Below are 18,891 nucleotides of genomic sequence, written 5' to 3'. Positions count from 1 at the left end.
CGTCCGTGCCCTCGTCTGAGCCGCCATCTGAGCCCTCACATTCGGAAGACGCCGAAGCCGCCGCGCGCGCCCTCGACCGGTGCCGTGTGGATCGCGGACAGGCACAGCCCGAGGACCGTGCGGGTGTCGCGGGGGTCGATGACCCCGTCGTCGTACAGCCGCCCCGAGAGGAACATCGGGAGGGACTCCGACTCGATCTGCGCCTCGACGAGCGCGCGGAGACCGGCGTCGGCCTCGGCAGCCTTGTCGTCGTACGGCTGCCCCTTCGCGGCGGCGCTCGCGCGCGCCACGATCGACAGGACGCCGGCGAGCTGCTGCGGGCCCATGACGGCGGACTTCGCACTCGGCCAGGCGAACAGGAAGCGGGGGTCGTAGGCCCGGCCGCACATGCCGTAGTGCCCGGCTCCGTACGACGCGCCCATGAGGACGGAGAGGTGCGGGACGCGCGAGTTCGCGACCGCGTTGATCATCATCGCGCCGTGCTTGATGATGCCGCCCTGCTCGTACTCCTTGCCGACCATGTAGCCGGTGGTGTTGTGGAGGAAGAGCAGCGGGATGTCACGCTGGTTGGCGAGCTGGATGAACTGCGCCGCCTTCTGCGACTCGGCGGAGAAGAGGACGCCCTGCGCGTTGGCGAGAATGCCGACCGGGTAGCCGTGCAGGGACGCCCAGCCGGTGGTGAGCGAGGTCCCGTACAGCGGCTTGAACTCGTCGAAGTCGGAGCCGTCGACGATCCGGGCGATCACCTCGCGCGGGTCGAAGGGGGTCTTGAGGTCGCCGGGGACGATGCCGAGGAGTTCGTCCTCGTCGTACTTCGGCCCCTCCGCGGGCTGCGGATCGGTGTGCGCCTTGCGGTGGTTGAGACGGGCGACGATCCGGCGGGCCTGGCGGATCGCGTCCGTCTCGTCGACGGCGTAGTGGTCGGCGAGACCGGAGGTCCTGGCGTGCATCTCTGCGCCGCCGAGGGACTCGTCGTCGCTCTCCTCCCCCGTCGCCATCTTCACGAGCGGCGGGCCGCCGAGGAAGACCTTCGACCTCTCCTTGATCATCACGGTGTGGTCGGACATGCCGGGGACGTACGCGCCGCCGGCCGTCGAGTTGCCGAAGACGACCGCGACGGTGGGGATTCCGGCGGCGGAGAGGCGGGTGAGGTCGCGGAAGAGCGCCCCGCCGGGGATGAAGATCTCCTTCTGGGAAGGGAGGTCGGCGCCGCCGGACTCGACGAGCGAGACGACCGGGAGGCGGTTGGCGAACGCGATCTCGTTCGCCCGCAGGGCCTTCTTCAGCGTCCACGGGTTGGAGGCGCCGCCGCGCACGGTCGGGTCGTTGGCCGTGATCAGGCACTCGACGCCCTCGACGACCCCGATGCCGGTGACGAGCGAGGCGCCCACCTGGTAGTCGCTGCCCCAGGCGGCGAGCGGCGACAGCTCCAGGAAGGGGCTGTCGGGGTCGACGAGCAGCTCGATGCGCTCGCGGGCGAGGAGCTTGCCGCGCCCCCGGTGCCGGGCCGTGTACTTCTCGCCACCGCCCGCGAGGGCCTTGGCGTGCTCGGCTTCGAGGGCGGCGAGCTTGTCGAGCATCGCGGCGCGGTGCTCTCGGTACTCGGGTCCGCCGGTGTCGAGGGCGGAGGCGAGGACGGTCACAGGAGTACCTCCGGGATGTCCAGGTGCCGGGAGCGGAGCCACTCGCCGAGGGCCTTGGCCTGGGGGTCGAAACGGGCCTGCGAGGCGACGCCGTCGCCGAGGATCCCGGCCACGGTGAAGTTGAGCGCCCTGAGGTGCGGGAAAACGTGCCGGACGACCGGCAAGTCGGCCGTCTCTGGAAGGAGTTCACGGAACGTGGCGACGGTGAGGGCGTGCGTGAGCCAGCGCCATTCCTCGTCCGTGCGGACCCAGACGCCGAGGTTGGCGTCGCCGCCCTTGTCGCCGCTGCGGGCTCCGGCGATCCGGCCGAGGGGGGCGCGGCGGGTGGAGCCGTACGGGAGCGGCGGCGGAAGCTCCGGGTCGGGTACGGGGGCCAGGTCCGCGCTGTGCGGCGGTGGGGGTGCGGGTACGGGTACGGGTACGCGGGTGCCGTCCGGGAGCACGGCCGTGTGCGGGACGTCGGCGGCGGGGACGTACGCGGTCCCGAAGACGCCGTAGGGGGCGCCCTTCCCGGGTGGGGCGGTGACGTGGAAGCCGGGGTAGCTGGCGAGGGCCAGTTCGATCGCGGCGCCGGTGAGGGTGCGGCCGACGGCCTCCGGGGAGGGGTCGCGGACGACGAGGCGGAGCAGGGCGCTCGCGGTCTCCTCGGTGGGAGCGTCCTCGCGATCGGTGCGGGCGAGCTCCCAACGGACGTCCGCCGGGCGGGAGTCGGCGCTCGTGAAGGCGTCCTCGATCTGGTCGCGGACCAGCCGGGCCTTGGCCTCGATGTCGAGGCCGGTGAGGACGAACACGACCTCGTTGCGGAAGCCGCCGAGGCGGTTGAGGCCGACCTTGAGGGTGGGGGGCGGGGCCTCGCCCGTCACGCCGTGGATCCGGACCCGGTCCGGGCCCTCCTGGGCGAGTCGTACGGTGTCGAGGCGGGCCGTCACGTCGGGGCCGGGGTAGCGGGCTCCGGCCGTCTCGTACAGCAGCTGGGCCGTGACCGTACCGACGTCGACGAGGCCGCCCGTACCGGCGTGTTTGGTGATGACGGCGCTGCCGTCCGCGTGGAGTTCGGCGACCGGGAAGCCGGGGCGGCGGAACACGGCCGGGTCGTGGCCGGCGAAGAAGGCGTAGTTGCCGCCGGTGGCCTGGGTGCCGCACTCCAGGACGTGCCCGGCGACGACCGCGCCCGCGAGCCTGTCGTACTCCTCCGGGCCCCAGCCGAAGTGCCACTGCGCGGGCCCGGTGACGAGGGCGGCGTCGGTGACCCGGCCGGTGACGACGACGTCGGCCCCGGCGCCGAGACAGGCGGCGATACCGGCCCCGCCGAGGTAGGCATTGGCCGTCAACACCCCGTCCTGTGGGGGCAGTCGGTCACCGTCGACGTGGGCGATCCGGGTCGGCAGGCCGAGCTTCCCGGCGAGGGCGCGCAGGGCGTCGGCGAGGGCTGCGGGGTTCAGGCCGCCCGCGTTGGTGACGATGCGGACGCCGCGCTCGTGGGCGAGACCGAGACCCTCCTCCATCTGGCGCAGGAAGGTCTTCGCATAGCCGGCGGCCGGGTCCTTGAGCTGGTCGCGGCCGAGGATGAGCATGGTCAGCTCGGCGAGGTAGTCGCCGGTGAGGACGTCGATCGCGCCCTCCGGCCCGCCGCCGGTGAGCATCTCGCGGACGGCGTCGAAGCGGTCGCCGTAGAAGCCGGAGGCGTTGCCGATGCGGAGGACCACTACGCCGCCTCCCTGGGTGCGCGGCCGGGACCGGCCGGGCCCGCGAAGGCCTGCGCGATGGCGAGCCAGCGCTCGGCGTCGGGGCCGTGCGCGACGAGCGCGGTGTCGTCGCGGTGGACGCGCTGGGTGACGAGGAGGCAGAAGTCGAGGGCGGGGCCGGTGACGGTCTGGGTGGCGCCCTCGGGGCCGTACGCCCACATCTCCCCGTCGACTCCGGCGAGTTCGACACGGAAGGGCTCGGCGGGCGCCGGGACCCCCCGCACCAGGAAGGCGTAGTCGCGGGCGCGGACGCCGATCCAGGCGACGTGCCGGAGCCGGGCCGTGGGCGTGCGGACCACCCCGAGGGCGTCGGCGACGTCCTGGCCGTGCGCCCAGGTCTCCATGAGCCGGGCGGTGGCCATGGCCGGGTCGCTCATCGGCGGCCCGTACCAGGGGAAGCGCGCGCCGGGCGGGACCGCGCGCAGGGCGTCCTGGAGGCGCTCGCGGCCCGCGCGCCAGGCGGCGAGGAGCTCGGCGGGCGGCAGCTTCGCGCCCTCTTCCGCGCCTTCGTCGACGAAGCGGTCGGGGGCGGCGAGGGCCTTGGCGGTCTCGGCGGCGAAGGCCTCGGGATCGGTGGCGGCGAGGAGGGCCGCCCGGTCGGTCCAGGCGAGGTGGGCGATCTGGTGGGCGACGGTCCAGCCGGGTGCGGGGGTCGGCGCACCCCACTGCTCGTCACTCGACTCGCGTACGAGTACGTCGAGTTCCTCGCTCTCCTCACGCAGATCGTCGAGGACGACGGCGGGATCGGACACGGTGCGCTCCCCTCGGGACACGGCGGCGACACGACGTCAGCGCGGCGACAGCGCGGCGGCGTGCCCCGGAGCATGGCAGCGAACCAGAAAACAAGCAAGCATGCTTGCTTTGATTGTTGGATCCCCGGGGCACCTCGGGGCGCGGATCACCCCTGAGGGGTACGACGGGCCGTGCGGCGGGCGACTCGGGGACGCCCCGGGCTCCTGCCTGGTGGGACCGTGTACCGGAGGGATCGACTCCTAGCGTGGAGGGGATGTCGCCACTGCTCGCCTACGCCGTCAAGGACTTCCGTTCCCAGCTCCGCCAGGTCCGTCAGGTCAGTCACGTCCGTCAGGTCAGTCCCACTGCTCGTCCGCGAGGGAGGTGACCGGCTGGGGCTTGCCGATGACGGCCAGGGCGATGAAGAAGCCGATCTGGCCGATCGCGATGGTGAGAGTCGCCAGCGCCTTCTCGTCGTAGTGCTTCGCCACCTCGGCGTACAGCTCGTCGGAGACGCGCTCCTTGCCGTGCGGGGCGGGCTGGAGGGTGGCCTCGACCAAGGCGAGGGCGGCGCGCTCGGCGTCGGTGAAGTACGGGGCGTCCTGCCAGGAGGAGACGGCGGTGATGCGCTCCTCGGACTCCCCCGCCTTGCGCAGGAAGCCGGTGTTCAGGATGGTCAGGTAGGTGTTGCGGACGATCTGACCGGCGCGCAGGTGGACGAGGTTCATCGTGGTGCGCGGCACCGACTGGTTGCCCGTGGCCCGGAAGAGGGCGGCGCTGATGTCGTTCAGCTCGGGCACGAACGCGGCGGGGTCGGACATCCGGGAGATGGAGGGGTTCGTCATGGCTGTCGCTCTCCTTGATGTCTGTCTGGTCGGCGTCTTCACCGCACTGACGGACAGCCGTACGAAGATGTGACAGGAACCCGAAAAGAAGTTCCGCCGGACGCTAGGCGAGGGCGCGACGGGGGCGCGGGACGAGCTCGCCGCCGCAGTTCGGGCAGACGTCGCCCATGGCGTCGGCGCACGGCACGCAGAAGCTGCACTCGTACGTACAGATCCGGGCGGGCCCGTCCACGGTCAGGGTCGCCGTCTCACAGCGCTCGCAACGGTCTCGCATCTCCAGGGCCATGCTCGGCTCCCCACCTCGTACGTTCGATGACACCCTCATCCTCCGAGGCGCCCCCACACCCCCGAAACAGGCCGGAAGCCAAAGATCAAAAGGATCGGGCCGTCGCCTCAGTGCGGGACCGCACGAGCTCAAGACGAGCGCACCCGAGAAGTGGACGGGGCGCACCTTCTCAGACTCGCCTGGGCCGCGTTGAGGCACTGTTCCGCAGGACCAGAAGGCGGGTGGCCTGCGTCACGCCCCCTCTTCGGGCGCCTCGTGATCGTCGCGGGCGTCGGCCCTCCGCCAGTCCGCCGCCCCGATGAGCAGCAGCGCCGCACCGCCGAGGGTGGCGGCGACCAGGACGGCGGTAGAAAGCACCAGTTGGACACTGAGGGGGACGTTCGCCCTCAAGTGCGTCTCACCGGAGCTGAGTTCGTAGTTGCTTTCAGGTACGGAGGGTGCGCCGTCGGCGCTCGTGTGCTCGGGCATGGAAGCAGGAGACAGCGTCCCGGACATTCCGTCAAATCTCCCAGATACCGGGTGTCCGGATGGCCGAAAGCAAAGCCTGCCCCGAGGCCCCACGGAGGTCGGCGTCAGCGTTGTGCCCACCAGGTCACCACCGCCCCGCCGGCCGTGGTGGCCAGAGCGACGAGCCATCCAGGGATGCGCTGGACGGTCACGTGCAGTCCCCCGAGGCGGAGTTCGAATCGAGCGGGCGGGTCGGCCTGGTCTTTGGCGTGGGACACGTTTCCTCCTGTAGGTCTCCCGCTACCTGACACCTGGCCCCGGGTGGCACACCATATGGAGCGCCCTGGCGGACCCTGGCGAATCGTCGCGCTCTCCGGGCGAACCTGACCGGCCCATTGACACACCCCACTCGCCGGGGAGTCACCCCGCGCCCCGACGACCCGGCACCCCATGCTCGAACTGACCACCAGGGGCGGCCGTTGCCGACTCGCGCCGCTCGCCGCCGGCTCGGGGCGCGTCCGATCCGGCCGCAGGGCATCGACTCCGTCCGCTGTACGCGTCGCGCCCCGACGAGACGTACCCCAGTTCGCGCAGGTGCCGGACGGCCCGTCGTACGGTGCCCCGTGCCACGGCCGGGACGTCCCGCTTGTACGCCCGTACTGCCGCCGCACGGACGACACGATGGACCTCGGCGTGATCTGCGAGCGTCGCCGGGCCGCCGCCTCAGTGCCGGACCAGGCAGAAGGGATGGCCGGCGGGGTCGGCGTACACCCGCCAGCTCCGCCTGCCGTCGCCCTCGTCCAGGACGGTCGCGCCGTGGGCGAGGACGTGCTCCTGGGCCGCGTCCAGGTCCGGGACGCCGAAGTCGAGGTGGGACTGCTGGGGACGCTCGGGATCCGGCCACGTCGGCGGGCGGTGGTCGGCGACGCCCTGGAAGCAGAGGACGAGCCCGCCGGGGGTGTGCAGCGTGGACCAGGCGTCGTCGAGGGACCAGCGGCGATCCGGCCGGTCGACCTCCCCGCCGAGTACCGAGCGGTAGAACTCCGCGAGCGCGCGGGGCGCGGGACAGTCGATGACGAGGCACTGCAGGTCGGCGATCACGCGCGGATCCTAGAGCGGCGCGCGTCTCCCCCTACGTCCAGAGGGACGGGCTCGGGGCGACCCGCCCCGGCTCAGGCGACGTGCCCGCACCGAAGCACCCCGGCTCAGCCCAAGCCCTGGCTCAAAGTCCTGGATCAGCTCACGCCCCGGCCCAAACCCTGGATCAGCTCACGCCCCGGCCCAAGTCCTGGTCCGCGCGGTTGGCCGCGCGCTTCGCCGCGCGGACCTGGGTGCGGACCGCGCCCATGCTCGCCGCGATGACGAGGGCGATGGCGAGGGCGTCCGTGACGGACAGGGCCTGGCTGAGGATGAGGAAGCCGGCCGCCGCCGCGATGGCCGGTTCCAGGCTCATCAGGATCGCGAAGGTGGGTGCGGGCAGGCGGCGCAGGGCGAGGAGTTCGAGGGTGTACGGGAGGACGGAGGACATCAGCGCGACCCCCAGACCGAGCAGGACCGTCGACGGTACGAGGAGCTTGTCGCCCGCCTCCGCGATGCCCAGCGGCAGGCTGAGGACGGCACCGAAGGCCATGGCGAGCGCGAGCCCGTCGGCCTGCGGGAAGCGGCGGCCGGTGCGGGCGCTGAAGACGATGTACGCGGCCCACATCCCGCCCGCCGCGAGCGCGAAGGCCGCGCCGACGGGGTCGAGGCGGTCGAAGCCGCCGCCGCTGAGCAGGACGAGGCCGCCGAGGGCGAGCCCGGCCCAGAGCAGGTTGGTCAGCCGGCGCGAGGCGACCACGGAGAGGATCAGCGGGCCGAGGACCTCCAGGGTCACGGCGGCGCCGAGCGGGATCCGGTCGGCGGCCTGGTAGAAGAGGATGTTCATCCCGGCCATGGCCGTGCCGAAGGCGACGACGGTGCCCCAGTCTGCGCGGCTGTAGCCGCGGACCGTGGGCCGGCAGATCGCCAGCAGGACGACGGCGGCGAGCACGAGCCGGAGGGTGACGACGCCGAGGGCCCCGGCGCGGGGCATCAGAAGGACGGCGACGGCGGAGCCGAACTGCACGGAGAGTCCGCCCGCGACGACGAGGGCGACGGGGCCGAGGTGACGGCCCGCGTTCCCCGGCGCAGCCTTCCCGGGCGCAGCCTTCCCGGGTGCGGGAATCCGCGCGGGAGCCCCCTGGGGCTCGACCGCCACGGCGACCGGCGGCACATTCCTGACCGGACTGTTCACCGGACTGTTCACCGGACCACTCCTCCACTGCCCATCTCACCACTGGTTCACTGCACTGTACTGCAAGTACAACACAGTGAACGTGACACCTACTCCCCCATGATTCACCTCTCACGCTACGAGCCCCCGCGCGGCACCGGAAATGCCGATTGCGCTGCGGTTATGCTCCGAAGACATGAGCATCGAGCTACGCCACCTCCGCTGCTTCCTCGCCATCGCCGAGGAGCCCAGCCTGACCAGGGCGGCCGCCCGGCTCCACCTCACCCAGCCGGCCGTCTCCCGCACGCTCGCCGCGCTCGAGCAACACCTCGGCGCCCGGCTCGTCGACCGCTCCACCCACCACCTCGCCCTCACCGCCGAGGGCCGCGCCTTCCAGGACAGGGCGGCCGCGGCCCTCGCCGCCTTCGACGCCGCCGTCGACCCGGCCAGGCTCCGCCACCGCCCCCTGCGCCTCGGGCACGCCTGGTCGGCCTTCGGCCCGTACACCACGCCGCTGCTCCGGCGCTGGCAGCGCCTGCACCCCGAGACCCCGCTCGAACTCCTCCGCATCGACGACCGCACGGCCGGGCTCGCCCGCGGCGAGGTGGACGCGGCGCTGCTCAGGGGCGCGGTCGACGCGCCCGGCCTGGTCACCGAGGAGCTCGCCACGGAGGAACGGGTCGCCGCGCTGCCCGCCGACAGCCCGCTCGCCGACCGGACCGACCTCGCCCTCGGTGACCTGGCCGCGGAAACGATCGTCCTCAACACGGTCTCCGGTACGACCACGCTCGCGCTCTGGCCGGCCGGGGCCCGCCCGGCCGCCACCCTGACCGTCGCGAACACCGACGACTGGCTCACCGCGATCGCCGCGGGCCGGGGCACCGGCGTCTCGTCCGGCTCCACGGCCGCGCTCCACCCGCACCCGGGCGTCGCCTACCGCCCGCTGTCCGACGCGCCGCCGCTGCCCGTGGTCCTGGCCTGGCGGGACGCCTTCCCGCACCCGGCGACGGGCGCGCTGGTCGCGATGGCGCGGGACATCGTCAGCGGGGACTGACGGAACGGGCGGAGGGGCCGAGCGCTTCCCACTCCTCGCGGAGGATCCCGTACGTGATCGAGTCCCGCCAGGCGCCCCGGACGTGGACGTGCCCCCGGATCCGGCCCTCCTCGACGAACCCGGCGGCGAGCAGCGTCCGGGCCGAGGCGGTGTTGAGGGGCGCCCGCGCGGCCCACACCCGGTGCAGGTCGAGCCCTTCGAAGGCCAGCGCGAGCAGCAGCCCGACGGTCTCCCGCCCGTACCCCACGCCCCACGACTCGGGCCGCAGCGCGAACCCCACGGTCGCCGCGCGCTGCTGATGCGGATCGATCGCGAGCCGCCCGAACCCGACGAGCGCGCCCGTGTCCCGCTCGACGACCCCGAGGGCGTACTCCTCCCGGGGCGCCACCCGTGCCGACGCGATCGAACGCTCGACGATCGCCCGCACCTCGCCGAGGGAGCGGGGCGTAAAGCTGAGGTGCTCGGTCGCGGCCTCGGAACCGTAGATGCCGTGCACGGCCGGTACGTCGCCGTCCTCCAGCTCACGCAGGAAGAGCCGACCGTACGGGGAAGGGATCCGCTCCATCCACCGAGCGTATCCGGACTCCCGCCCGGACGAGGGGAGTTGCCCCGCCCTCGGGCCGTAGCGAACGGTCAGAGACGTCCCTGCGCGGCGGCGGGGGTGGCGGGGGTGGCCCGGAAGTGGGGGCCGGTGGGGTTCTTGGGAACGCGAGCCGGGCGGCACCGGCGCGCCCTGCTTCGTGGGCTTCTGGTGGGACCTTCACCCCCGGGGCCTCTCCTCCAGGCCCTCCGCCAGGACTTCCGCCAGGTGCCGGGCGCGGAAGTCCGTCAGGTCGGCGATCTGGGTGCGGCAGGAGAAGCCGTCCGCCAGGACCGTCGTTCCCTGGGGGGTCGCGCGGAGTGCCGGCAGGAGTTGGTCCTCGGCGCAGGCGACCGAGACGGCGTAGTGGTCCGGTTCGAAGCCGAAGTTGCCCGCCAGGCCGCAGCAGCCGCCCGCCGGCTCGCCCGTGAGGCCCGCGCGGGCGCGGAGGCGGCGGTCGGCGGTGTCGCCCAGGACCGCGTGCTGGTGGCAGTGGGTCTGGCCGGTGACCGGGCGGTCGAGGCGGGGCGGGGTCCAGTCCGGGGCCAGGGTCTCCAGGGCCTCGGCGAAGGTCAGGACGGAGGCCGCGAGGCGGGCCGCCCGGGGGTCGTCCGGTAGGAGTTCGGGCAGGTCCGTGCGGAGAGTCGCCGCGCAGGAGGGTTCGAGGACGACCACCGGTCCGGGGGTGGCGGAGAGGTCCAGGACGTCCAGCGTCCGGCGCATCACCTTCCGCGCCGCCCCCAGCCGGCCCGTCGACACGTACGTCAGGCCGCAGCAGACCCGCCCCCGCGGCAGCGCCATCCCGAGGCTCGCGTCCTCCAGGACGCGCACCGCCGCGCGGCCCACCTCCGGGGCCAGGTGGTTCGTGAACGTGTCCGGCCACAGGGTGAGGGCCGGCGGGCGGCGCGAGCCGCGCTCGCCGAACCAGGACACGAACGTCCGGTCCGCCACCCTCGGCAGGGACCGCTCCGGCGTCACCCCCGCCAGACGGGCCGAGAACGGCAGCCGCGTCGCCGCGTTCACGCCCCGGCCGAAGAGGGCCAGCCAGCGGGGCAGGCCGCCCATGGTCCAGTGCGAGCGCGGCCGGCGCCAGACCCGCCGGCCCGCGTAGTGGCGGTCGAGGAACTCCGCCTTGTACGCCGCCATGTCGACGCCCACCGGGCAGTCGCTGCGGCACCCCTTGCAGGACAGGCACAGGTCGAGCGCCTCCCGGACCTCCTCCGACTGCCAGCCGTCGGTGATCACCTCGCCGAGCGCCATCTCGTGCAGCAGCCGCGCCCTACCCCGCGTGGAGTGCTTCTCCTCACCCGTCGCACGGTAGGACGGACACATGACCGAAGAGCCTGAACTCGGGCCGTCCGTGCGGCATTTGGCCACCCCTACGCATCGCGCCGCCTCCCGGCCCACGCCCACCAGCGGCAGACCCTCGAAGCGCAGGCCGGAGTCCAGTGGCTTCGGGCGGACCAGCATCCCCGGGTTCAGGCCCCCGTCCGGGTCCCATACGTCCTTCACCGCGCCGAAGAGAGCGACGAGGTCCTTCCCGTACATCCTGGGCAGCAGTTCGGCCCGCGCCTGGCCGTCTCCGTGCTCCCCGGAGAGCGAGCCGCCGTGGGCGACCACGAGGTCCGCGACCGCCTCCGAGAAGCGGCGGAAGTCCCGTACCCCCTTCGCCGTCCACAGGTCGAAGTCGATCCGGACGTGCACGCAGCCGTCCCCGAAGTGCCCGTACGGGATCCCCCGGAGGCCGAATTCCGCCAGCAGCGCGCGGAATTCCCGCAGGTACGCGCCCAGCCGGGCCGGCGGCACCGCGCAGTCCTCCCATCCCGGCCAGGCCTCCCCGCCCTCCGGCGTCCGCGTCGCCGTCCCCGCCGCGTCCTCGCGGACCCGCCAGAGCGCCCGCTGCCCCGCCGGGTCCCGGACCAGGGCGGAGTCGAGCGCGTCCGCCGCCCGGACCAGCCCCCGCGCCGGGCCCTCCCCGTCCATCTCCACGAAGAGCCACGCCGCGCCCCGGGGCAGCCCCTCGACCCTTCCCCGTACGAGGTCGGCGGCCATCCCCTCCACCGTCAGCGGGCTGTACGTAAGGAGCCCCGCCGCCGCCTCCGCCGCCGCGCTCTCGTCGGGGTAGCCGAGGACGACGAGCACCGGCTCGGCCGGCAGCGGCACGAGCCGTACCGTCGCCTCCGTCACCACCCCGAGCGTGCCCTCGCTCCCGCAGAACGAGCGGACCACGTCCACGCCCCGCTCCGGCAGCAGCGCGTCGAGGGCATAGCCGGAGATCCGGCGCGGAAGGCCCGCCGGGTAGCCGGTCCGCAGCAGGGCGAGGTGGCGGTCGACGAGGTCGAGGAGTCCGGGGGGCGCGCCCTGCCCGTTCCGCCCGAGCGTCAACTCCGCTCCCCTGTACGTCACCACATCCAGCGAGCGCACGTTGTCCGCCGTGGTCCCCCAGGCGACCGAGTGCGCCCCGCACGCGTTGTTGCCGATCATGCCGCCGAGGGTGCAGCGGCTGTGCGTCGACGGGTCGGGGCCGAAGGTCAGCCCGTACGGGCGGGCTGCCTCCCGCAGTCGGTCCAGGACCAGGCCGGGGCGGACGACCGCCGTCCGCTCCTCCGGGTCCAGGGCGACGAGCCCGGCCATGTGCCGTGTGAGGTCGAGCACCACGCCCGTGCCGGTGGCCTGGCCGCCGATGGACGTGCCGCCGCCGCGCGCGACGACCGGCGTCCCGTGTGCCCGGCACACCTCCAGGACGGCCGCCACGTCGGCCGCGTCGCGCGGCGCGACCGTACCGACCGGCACACGGCGGTAGTTGGAGGCGTCCATCGTCGTCAGGGCCCTCGCCGTGACGGAGAAGTCGACGTCTCCGGCGACGGCGGCGCGCAGGTCCGCGGCGAGGGCGGTCGCGTCTGCATCGTGTGTTCCCACAACGCCAGGATGTCTCAGTCCTCGTCTCATCCGGCGGACATCCCGCGACCGGCGCCTTCCCGAACCGATACTCTCCGCCTCGTGGCTGAGATCCAGATTCCCGCTGACATCAAGCCCGCCGACGGCCGTTTCGGCGCGGGCCCCTCCAAGGTGCGTACGGAGGCGCTGGACGCCCTGGCCGCGACCGGCACCTCTCTCCTCGGCACGTCCCACCGCCAGGCTCCGGTCAAGAACCTGGTCGGCGAAGTGCGTGCCGGCGTCTCCGACCTCTTCTCGCTGCCCGAGGGCTACGAGGTGATCCTGGGCAACGGCGGCTCCACCGCCTTCTGGGACATCGCGACCCACGGTCTGATCGAGAACAAGTCGCAGCACCTCACCTTCGGCGAGTTCTCCTCCAAGTTCGCGAAGGCCGCCAAGCTGGCTCCCTGGCTTGCCGAGCCGACCGTGATCTCCTCCGACCCGGGCACGCACCCGGAGCCGGTGGCCGAGGCGGGCGTCGACGTCTACGCGTACACCCACAACGAGACCTCCACCGGTGTCGCCGCCCCGATCAAGCGGGTCGCCGGTGCCGACGAGGGCGCGCTCGTCCTGGTCGACGCGACCTCGGGCGCGGGCGGTCTGCCCGTCGACATCACCGAGTCGGACGTCTACTACTTCGCCCCGCAGAAGTCCTTCGCCGCCGAGGGCGGTCTGTGGCTCGCGGCCTTCTCCCCGGCCGCCCTGGAGCGGGCGAAGAAGATCCACGAGTCCGGTCGGCACATCCCCGAGTTCTTCTCGCTGCCGACGGCGATCGACAACTCGCTGAAGAACCAGACGTACAACACGCCGGCGCTCTCGACCCTCTTCCTGCTCAACGAGCAGCTGAAGTGGATCAACGGCCAGGGCGGTCTCGACTGGGCCGTGGCCCGGACGAAGGAGTCCTCGGACGCGCTGTACGGCTGGGCCGAGGAGTCCAAGTACGCGTCGCCGTTCGTGACGGACGCGGCGAAGCGCTCGCAGGTCATCGGCACGATCGACTTCGCGGACGAGATCGACGCGGCGGCGGTCGCGAAGGTGCTGCGCGCCAACGGGATCGTGGACACCGAGCCGTACCGCAAGCTGGGCCGCAACCAGCTGCGGGTCGCGATGTTCCCGGCGATCGACCCGGCGGACGTGCGGGCGCTCACGGCCTGCATCGACTACGTGATCGAGAAGCTCTGATCTTCCGCACGGAAGGGCCCGGCGTCGGAGATCTCCGACGCCGGGCCCTCGTGCGTCATCTCGCTCGTCACGTCACCTGCTGAGCGCCTGGTAGCGGCGGACCGCCAGCGGCAGGAAGACCGCCGTGAGCGCGAGCGGCCAGGCGAAGGCCATCAGGACGGCGTGCTGTTCGACCCAGGTGCCGCCGCCCGCGCCCGGGTTGCCGAAGAGCTCGCGGGTGGCGGTGACCGTGGACGAGATCGGGTTCCAGGCGGCGACGGGCCCGAGCCAGGAGGGCATCAGGGACGGCGCCACGTACACGCTGGAGATCATCGTGACCGGGAAGATCACGGCGTACAGCGCCCCGGCGGCCTCCGTGTTCGGCACCATCAGGCCGCACCACACGCCCACCCAGATCAGGCTGAAGCGCAGGAGCAGGAGCAGGCCGAAGCCGAGGAGGGTCGGGCCGGGGCCGCCGTCCGACGTCCAGCCGATGGCGAGGGCGGTGGCGGCGAGGATGGCGAGTTCGGCGGCGGCGATCAGTAGGTCGGAGACGCCCCGGCCGGTGGCGACGGCGGACGGGGCCATCGGCATGGAACGGAAGCGGTCCACGACCCCCTTGCCGCTGTCGGAGACGACGGCCGTCGCGGTGTTCATGAGGCCGAAGGCCATGGTCATCGTGAACATGCCGGGCATCAGGAACTCGCGGTAGTCACCGCCTCCGGGCACGAGCATCGCGCTGCCGAAGACGAATCCGTAGAGGAGGACGGAGACGATGGGGAAGCCGAGCTGCCAGACGATCGCGATCGGCTGGCGCCGGTAGTTGAGCAGGGTGCGGCGGACGAGGGTCCAGCAGTCGACGACAGCCCAGCGGGCCCGGCCGCCGAAGGTGTCCGGGGTGGTGACGGAGGCACTCACGCGGCGGCCTCCTGACCTGCGGCGGCCTCCTGAGCCGCGGTGAGCTCCTGACCTGCGGTGAGCTCCTGACCTGCGGCGGCCTCCTGAGCCGCGCCGGCCTCCTGGCCGGTGAGGCGGAGGAAGACGTCGTCCAGGGCGGGGCGGCGCAGTGCCAGGTCCTCCACGGTGATCCGCTCCCGCTGGAGGGTTCGGGCGACCTCGGTCAGGGCGGCGACGCGATCGGTGACAGGGGCGTGGACGCGCCGCTCGGCCTGGTCGGTGCGGGGCTCGGCGCCGGCGACCCTGGCGAGGATCGCGCGGGCGGCGGGGAGGTCGGCGTGCTCGGCGACGACGACCTCGACGCGGTCGCCGCCGACGCGGTCCTTGAGACCGTCGGGGGTGTCGTCGGCGATGGCCCGGCCCCGGTCCATGACGGTGATCCGGGAGGCGAGCCGGTCGGCCTCGTCGAGGTACTGGGTGGTGAGGAGGACGGTCGTGCCGCCCGCGACGAGCGTGCGTACGGCGCCCCAGACCTCGCCCCGGGCACGCGGGTCGAGGCCGGTGGTCGGTTCGTCGAGGAAGAGGACGGCGGGGGCGAGGACCATCGAGGCGGCGAGGTCGAGGCGGCGGCGCATGCCTCCGCTGTACTGGCCGGCGCCCTTGTCGGCGGCCTCGGTGAGGCCGAAGCGGTCGAGGAGTTCGGCGGCGCGGGTGCGGGCGCGGCGGGCGCCGAGGTGGAAGAGCCTGCCGAAGAGTTCGAGGTTCTGGCGGCCGGTGAGGCCCTCGTCGACAGCGGCGTACTGGCCGACGAGTCCGATGCGGGCGCGGACGGCGCGCGGGTCGCGGGCCACGTCGATCCCGGCGACCCGGGCGTGGCCGCCGTCGGCCTTCAGGAGGGTGGCGAGGATGCGGACGGCGGTGGTCTTGCCCGCGCCGTTGGGGCCGAGGAGGCCGTGGACGGTGCCGGCGCGGACGGCGAGGTCGAAGCCGTCGAGGGCGTGGGTGGCATCGCCCTTTCTCCCGTTCCTCCCGTTCTTCCCGTACCTCTTGCGCAGCCCTTCCGCGAGGACGGCGTGTTCGGCGTGTTCGGCGGCGTATGGGGGGTGCTCGGCGCGGTCGGGCATGGAAGCCTCCAGTTCTGAGTACACCGTACTCAATTTAGAGTACACCGTACTCAGTTCTAGAGTGGCGGCATGACGACGAGCAGCCTCGACCTCCTCTGGGGCACGAGCGACCGACCCAGCCGCGGCCCCAAGCCGGGCCTCACCCTCGAACGGATCGTGACGACGGCGGTCGGCATCGCCGACGCCGAGGGGCTCGACGCCGTCTCGATGCGGCGGGTGGCGGGCGAGCTCGGCGTCGGCACGATGTCGCTCTACCGGTACGTCCCCGGCAAGACCGAGCTCCTCGCCCTGATGCTCGACCGCGTCCAGGGCGAGTCCTTCGACGACGCCCCGACGCCCCCCTCCCACTGGCGCGACACCGTCACGGCGCTGGCCCGAACCACCATCGACCTCTACCGGGCCCACCCCTGGCTGCTGAAGGTCAACGAGGCCCGCTCCGTCCTCGGCCCGAGCGCGCTGCGGGGCCTGGAGCTCTCCCTGTCGGGGCTCAAGGGGCCGCACGGCATGGGGCTGAGCGACCCCGAGACCATCTCGGTCATCATCACCGTGCAGGGCTTCGCGGCGGGGATCGCGCGCATGGAGATCCAGGCCGTCGAGGCGGCGAAGGAGACCGGCGTCGACGACGAGGAGTTCTGGCGCACCCAACAGCCGTATCTGGAGCGGGCGATGGCCTCCGGCGACTACCCGATGATGGCGGCGCTCGCCGCCGACACCTTCTCCCGGGACGTCGACCACTTCGCCTTCGGCCTCGCCCGCCTCCTGGACGGTTTCGAGGCCCTGGTCAACCCATCTGCGCCTTCACGTGATCGATCACCGCGGTGAACTGGTCGGTCGGCGAGAACTCCACCACGTCGACGTCCTCAAGGGCCTCGGGGGCATGGCCGGGGCCCCAGTAGTAGGCCTGCCCGGCCTCGTAGATCTCCTCGCCCGAGGCGGTCCGCATCCTGATGCGCCCCTTGAAGAGGTACCCCCAGTGGGGACACTGGCACAGATCGCCTTCGAGGCCCTTCAGCGCCGGCCCCATGTCGGTGCCTGCGGGAAGGTGGATGAACGCGGCGCTCATGCCGCCCCCGGCCTCCGTCATGCGCAGCTCCACGCCACCGCCCTCCAGGGCGACGGGGGTGGTCTCTCGGGTGGTTGCCGTCATGATTCCTCCACGGCCGCTCCGGTCCCGGTCTCCGGTTCTCCGGTCTCCTTCCAGTCTCGCGCGCCCGGGTCAGCGGCGCAGCAGACGCTTGAAGCAGAGGACGAGGACGGTGGCTCCCGCGAGGACCAGGAAGCCGGTGGTCGCGCTCCCCTGGCCGCCGCCCTGGTCCTGCGCCGACGGGGACTTCGGTGCACCGGGGGTCTGTGAGGAGGGCCCGTCGGACGGGGTGGCGGAGGGCCCGCCGCCCGTCTCCCGGTCCACCCGCACCACCTTGCTGTTCACACCCTCCGAGCCGAACATGAACGCCGAGCCGTCCGTCGTGTACGTCACCGACTCCGCCTGCCCCTGGAAGGGGGCGCCGACGCCCGTACCCCCGTCGCCGAGGCGTCCGTCCTTCCACGCGTGCTCCTTCGCGCCGAAGTAGCCGCGCAGGACGAGCCGTTCACCGTCCGGGGAGAAGGCGCCGTCGGTCACCCACGACACCTCGTCGACGCGCCGGAAGGTGTTCGTGCCCGACGAGGAGAGCCGCTCGGGGCCCGCGTACAGGCCGCCGCCGTCCTGGTTCTTGCTCGCGATGTACACCCGGCCGGTCTTCGGATGGACCATCAGGGCCTCGGCGTTGCGCGGCCCGTCGGCGTACTTCACGACGTACTGCTTCGCCGACACCTTCTGGTCCTTGAGCGCCTTCGGCTCGGGGAAGCGGTAGATCCAGACGTGGTCCCAGGAGCCGTCGAGGTTGTCGCCGATGTCGCCGACGTAGATGTCGCCGTCCGGGCCGACGGCGATCGCCTCCATGTCCCGGGGGGTGCCGACGCCCTCCATAGTCAGGGTCGCGACGGTCTCGCCCGTACGGGAGTCGATGCCGTAGATCAGGGGCGCGTCCTGGTCGTTGTGCGTCCAGTAGATCCCGGGGTGGGCCCGGCTCGCCGCGAGACCGCTGGACTCGGTGATCCGGGGGTCCGAGATCGTGAAGTCCCGGTCGGGGTCCTGCCCTTCGGCACGGGCAGGACCGGCGGGGAGCAGCGCAAGGGCCGCCGCCGCGCCGAGGGCGCACAGAGCAGTTCGCATGCCCTCAAGCCTGCCACGGCCCCGGGGAAACCCGCTTGACCAGCGAGGAAGCCGCTGTCATGGTCACGCGCATGCCCACTTTCACCGCGCCCGACGGCACGGCACTCACGTACCACGTCTCCGGCTCCTTCCCCGGTTCCGGTGCCCCACTGCTCTGCCTGCCCGGTGGTCCGATGCAGGACTCCGACTACCTCGGGGACCTGGGCGGGCTCACCGCCTTCCGGACGCTGATCCGGCTCGACCTGCGGGGCACGGGCGCGTCGGCGGCGCCGGACGACCCGGCCTCGTACCGCTGCGACCGGCTCGTCGAGGACGTCGAGGCGCTGCGGATCGAGCTCGGGCTCGACACCGTCGACCTCCTCGGGCACTCGGCGGGCGCGAACCTGGCCGCCCTGTACACGGCCGCGCATCCGGAGCGGGTGGCCCGGCTGGTCCTCGTGACCCCGGGCACGGCGGCGGTCGCGCTCGACACGAGCGGCGAGGAGCGGCTCGCGGCGGCGCGGCTGCGGAGCGCCGAGCCGTGGTTCGGCCCGGCGTACGCGGCCCTGGAGGAGCTCACGGCGGGGCGCGGGTCGGCCGAGACCTTCCAGGCGGTCGCCCCCTTCTTCCACGGGACGTGGGACGAGGCGGCGCGCGAGCGGCACGCCGAGAGCCACCGGCAGCGGAACGGCGAGGCAGCGGGGGTCTACGGGAGCGAGGGCGCCTTCCAACCGGCGGCCACGCGCGCCGCGTTCGCGGAGTTCGGGCGTCCGGTGCTCGTCGTCGCCGGGGAGGGCGACGCGAACACGCCGGTGCCGACGGCCACCGCGTACGCGGAGCTGTTCCCGAAGGCCACGCTCGCGGTCCTGGCCGGAGGCGGGCACTACCCGTGGCACGACGACGAGCGGTGGTTCACGAAGACGGTCGACACGTTCCTCGCGTAGGACGGCTGCCCGGCCGTCCGTGTCCGGGATCACGTCGCCGCCCCGGGGAGG

General features: G+C 73.0%; 19 protein-coding genes. 4 read left to right on the top strand and 15 right to left on the bottom strand.

Annotated features, from left to right (window positions below; genetic code table 11):
- Positions 1 to 35: 35 nt before the first annotated feature.
- From ACFWWU_RS09565 to ACFWWU_RS09525, 9 genes are all read right to left on the bottom strand, one after another.
- A complete protein-coding gene (locus tag ACFWWU_RS09565; protein WP_384141457.1) occupies positions 36 to 1,643 on the bottom strand; it encodes an acyl-CoA carboxylase subunit beta in 1,608 nt (535 codons plus the stop codon).
- Positions 1,640 to 3,349, bottom strand: a complete 1,710-nt coding sequence (locus tag ACFWWU_RS09560) for an acyclic terpene utilization AtuA family protein (RefSeq protein ID WP_384141454.1) — start codon at positions 3,347 to 3,349, stop codon at positions 1,640 to 1,642. The genes ACFWWU_RS09565 and ACFWWU_RS09560 overlap by 4 nt, the downstream gene beginning before the upstream one ends.
- The gene (locus ACFWWU_RS09555; protein WP_384141451.1) at positions 3,349 to 4,140 is read right to left on the bottom strand and encodes a TIGR03084 family metal-binding protein; all 792 of its coding nucleotides are present in this window, start codon (positions 4,138 to 4,140) and stop codon (positions 3,349 to 3,351) included. Before ACFWWU_RS09555 ends, ACFWWU_RS09560 begins: the two co-directional genes overlap by 1 nt.
- Positions 4,141 to 4,476: 336 nt before the next feature.
- On the bottom strand, positions 4,477 to 4,965 hold the full coding sequence (locus ACFWWU_RS09550) for a carboxymuconolactone decarboxylase family protein (protein WP_384141448.1): 489 nt from the start codon (positions 4,963 to 4,965) through the stop codon (positions 4,477 to 4,479).
- Between the two features lie 103 nt (positions 4,966 to 5,068).
- Positions 5,069 to 5,251, bottom strand: coding sequence for a DUF1272 domain-containing protein (locus tag ACFWWU_RS09545; protein ID WP_317598056.1), 183 nt, complete (start codon positions 5,249 to 5,251; stop codon positions 5,069 to 5,071).
- Positions 5,252 to 5,482: 231 nt separating this feature from the next.
- Entirely contained in the window at positions 5,483 to 5,719 is a 237-nt protein-coding gene (locus tag ACFWWU_RS09540) for a hypothetical protein (RefSeq protein WP_384141444.1), read from the bottom strand.
- 104 nt (positions 5,720 to 5,823) lie between these two features.
- A complete protein-coding gene (locus tag ACFWWU_RS09535) occupies positions 5,824 to 5,976 on the bottom strand; it encodes a hypothetical protein (RefSeq protein ID WP_384141441.1) in 153 nt (50 codons plus the stop codon).
- Positions 5,977 to 6,421: 445 nt separating this feature from the next.
- Positions 6,422 to 6,799: a VOC family protein gene (locus ACFWWU_RS09530; RefSeq protein WP_384141438.1), complete on the bottom strand. Its 378-nt coding sequence runs from the start codon at positions 6,797 to 6,799 to the stop codon at positions 6,422 to 6,424.
- Between the two features lie 163 nt (positions 6,800 to 6,962).
- A complete protein-coding gene (locus ACFWWU_RS09525) occupies positions 6,963 to 7,901 on the bottom strand; it encodes a DMT family transporter (protein ID WP_384141882.1) in 939 nt (312 codons plus the stop codon).
- Between the two features lie 244 nt (positions 7,902 to 8,145).
- Here ACFWWU_RS09525 and ACFWWU_RS09520 point away from each other — a divergent pair, with 244 nt between their 5' ends.
- A complete protein-coding gene (locus ACFWWU_RS09520) occupies positions 8,146 to 9,003 on the top strand; it encodes a LysR family transcriptional regulator (RefSeq protein ID WP_384141435.1) in 858 nt (285 codons plus the stop codon).
- Here ACFWWU_RS09520 and ACFWWU_RS09515 read toward each other — a convergent pair.
- Positions 8,990 to 9,568: a GNAT family N-acetyltransferase gene (locus ACFWWU_RS09515; RefSeq protein ID WP_384141432.1), complete on the bottom strand. Its 579-nt coding sequence runs from the start codon at positions 9,566 to 9,568 to the stop codon at positions 8,990 to 8,992. The genes ACFWWU_RS09520 and ACFWWU_RS09515 overlap by 14 nt on opposite strands.
- A 195-nt stretch (positions 9,569 to 9,763) precedes the next feature.
- A complete protein-coding gene (locus ACFWWU_RS09510) occupies positions 9,764 to 12,532 on the bottom strand; it encodes an FAD-binding and (Fe-S)-binding domain-containing protein (protein WP_384141428.1) in 2,769 nt (922 codons plus the stop codon).
- A gap of 51 nt (positions 12,533 to 12,583) precedes the next feature.
- On the opposite strand from ACFWWU_RS09510, the gene serC reads away from it, so the two are divergent.
- Complete coding sequence (serC, locus tag ACFWWU_RS09505) at positions 12,584 to 13,702, top strand: phosphoserine transaminase (RefSeq protein WP_384141425.1); 1,119 nt, start codon at positions 12,584 to 12,586, stop codon at positions 13,700 to 13,702.
- Between the two features lie 72 nt (positions 13,703 to 13,774).
- On the opposite strand, the gene ACFWWU_RS09500 is transcribed toward serC, so the two are convergent.
- Together ACFWWU_RS09500 and ACFWWU_RS09495 are read right to left on the bottom strand one after the other, a co-directional pair.
- Complete coding sequence (locus ACFWWU_RS09500; RefSeq protein ID WP_384141423.1) at positions 13,775 to 14,599, bottom strand: ABC transporter permease; 825 nt, start codon at positions 14,597 to 14,599, stop codon at positions 13,775 to 13,777.
- Positions 14,596 to 15,702: an ATP-binding cassette domain-containing protein gene (locus tag ACFWWU_RS09495; RefSeq protein WP_384141880.1), complete on the bottom strand. Its 1,107-nt coding sequence runs from the start codon at positions 15,700 to 15,702 to the stop codon at positions 14,596 to 14,598. The genes ACFWWU_RS09500 and ACFWWU_RS09495 overlap by 4 nt, the downstream gene beginning before the upstream one ends.
- Before the next feature lie 69 nt (positions 15,703 to 15,771).
- Between ACFWWU_RS09495 and ACFWWU_RS09490 the strand changes: the two genes are divergently transcribed.
- A complete protein-coding gene (locus ACFWWU_RS09490) occupies positions 15,772 to 16,524 on the top strand; it encodes a TetR/AcrR family transcriptional regulator (RefSeq protein ID WP_384141419.1) in 753 nt (250 codons plus the stop codon).
- Here ACFWWU_RS09490 and ACFWWU_RS09485 read toward each other — a convergent pair.
- Entirely contained in the window at positions 16,484 to 16,849 is a 366-nt protein-coding gene (locus tag ACFWWU_RS09485) for a hypothetical protein (RefSeq protein WP_384141416.1), read from the bottom strand. The two genes, ACFWWU_RS09490 and ACFWWU_RS09485, sit on opposite strands and share 41 nt — an antisense overlap.
- 69 nt (positions 16,850 to 16,918) lie before the next feature.
- Positions 16,919 to 17,917 (bottom strand): WD40 repeat domain-containing protein, encoded by a 999-nt coding sequence (locus tag ACFWWU_RS09480; RefSeq protein WP_384141413.1) that lies wholly within the window; start codon positions 17,915 to 17,917, stop codon positions 16,919 to 16,921.
- Between the two features lie 71 nt (positions 17,918 to 17,988).
- On the opposite strand from ACFWWU_RS09480, the gene ACFWWU_RS09475 reads away from it, so the two are divergent.
- Positions 17,989 to 18,840 (top strand): alpha/beta fold hydrolase, encoded by an 852-nt coding sequence (locus ACFWWU_RS09475; protein WP_384141410.1) that lies wholly within the window; start codon positions 17,989 to 17,991, stop codon positions 18,838 to 18,840.
- Positions 18,841 to 18,891 lie beyond the last annotated feature (51 nt).

This window comes from Streptomyces sp. NPDC058650, assembly GCF_042717315.1.
GTDB lineage: Bacteria > Actinomycetota > Actinomycetes > Streptomycetales > Streptomycetaceae > Streptomyces.
The sequence above is the reverse complement of the archived record's forward strand: the minus strand, read 5'-3'. Positions and strand labels throughout refer to the sequence as shown.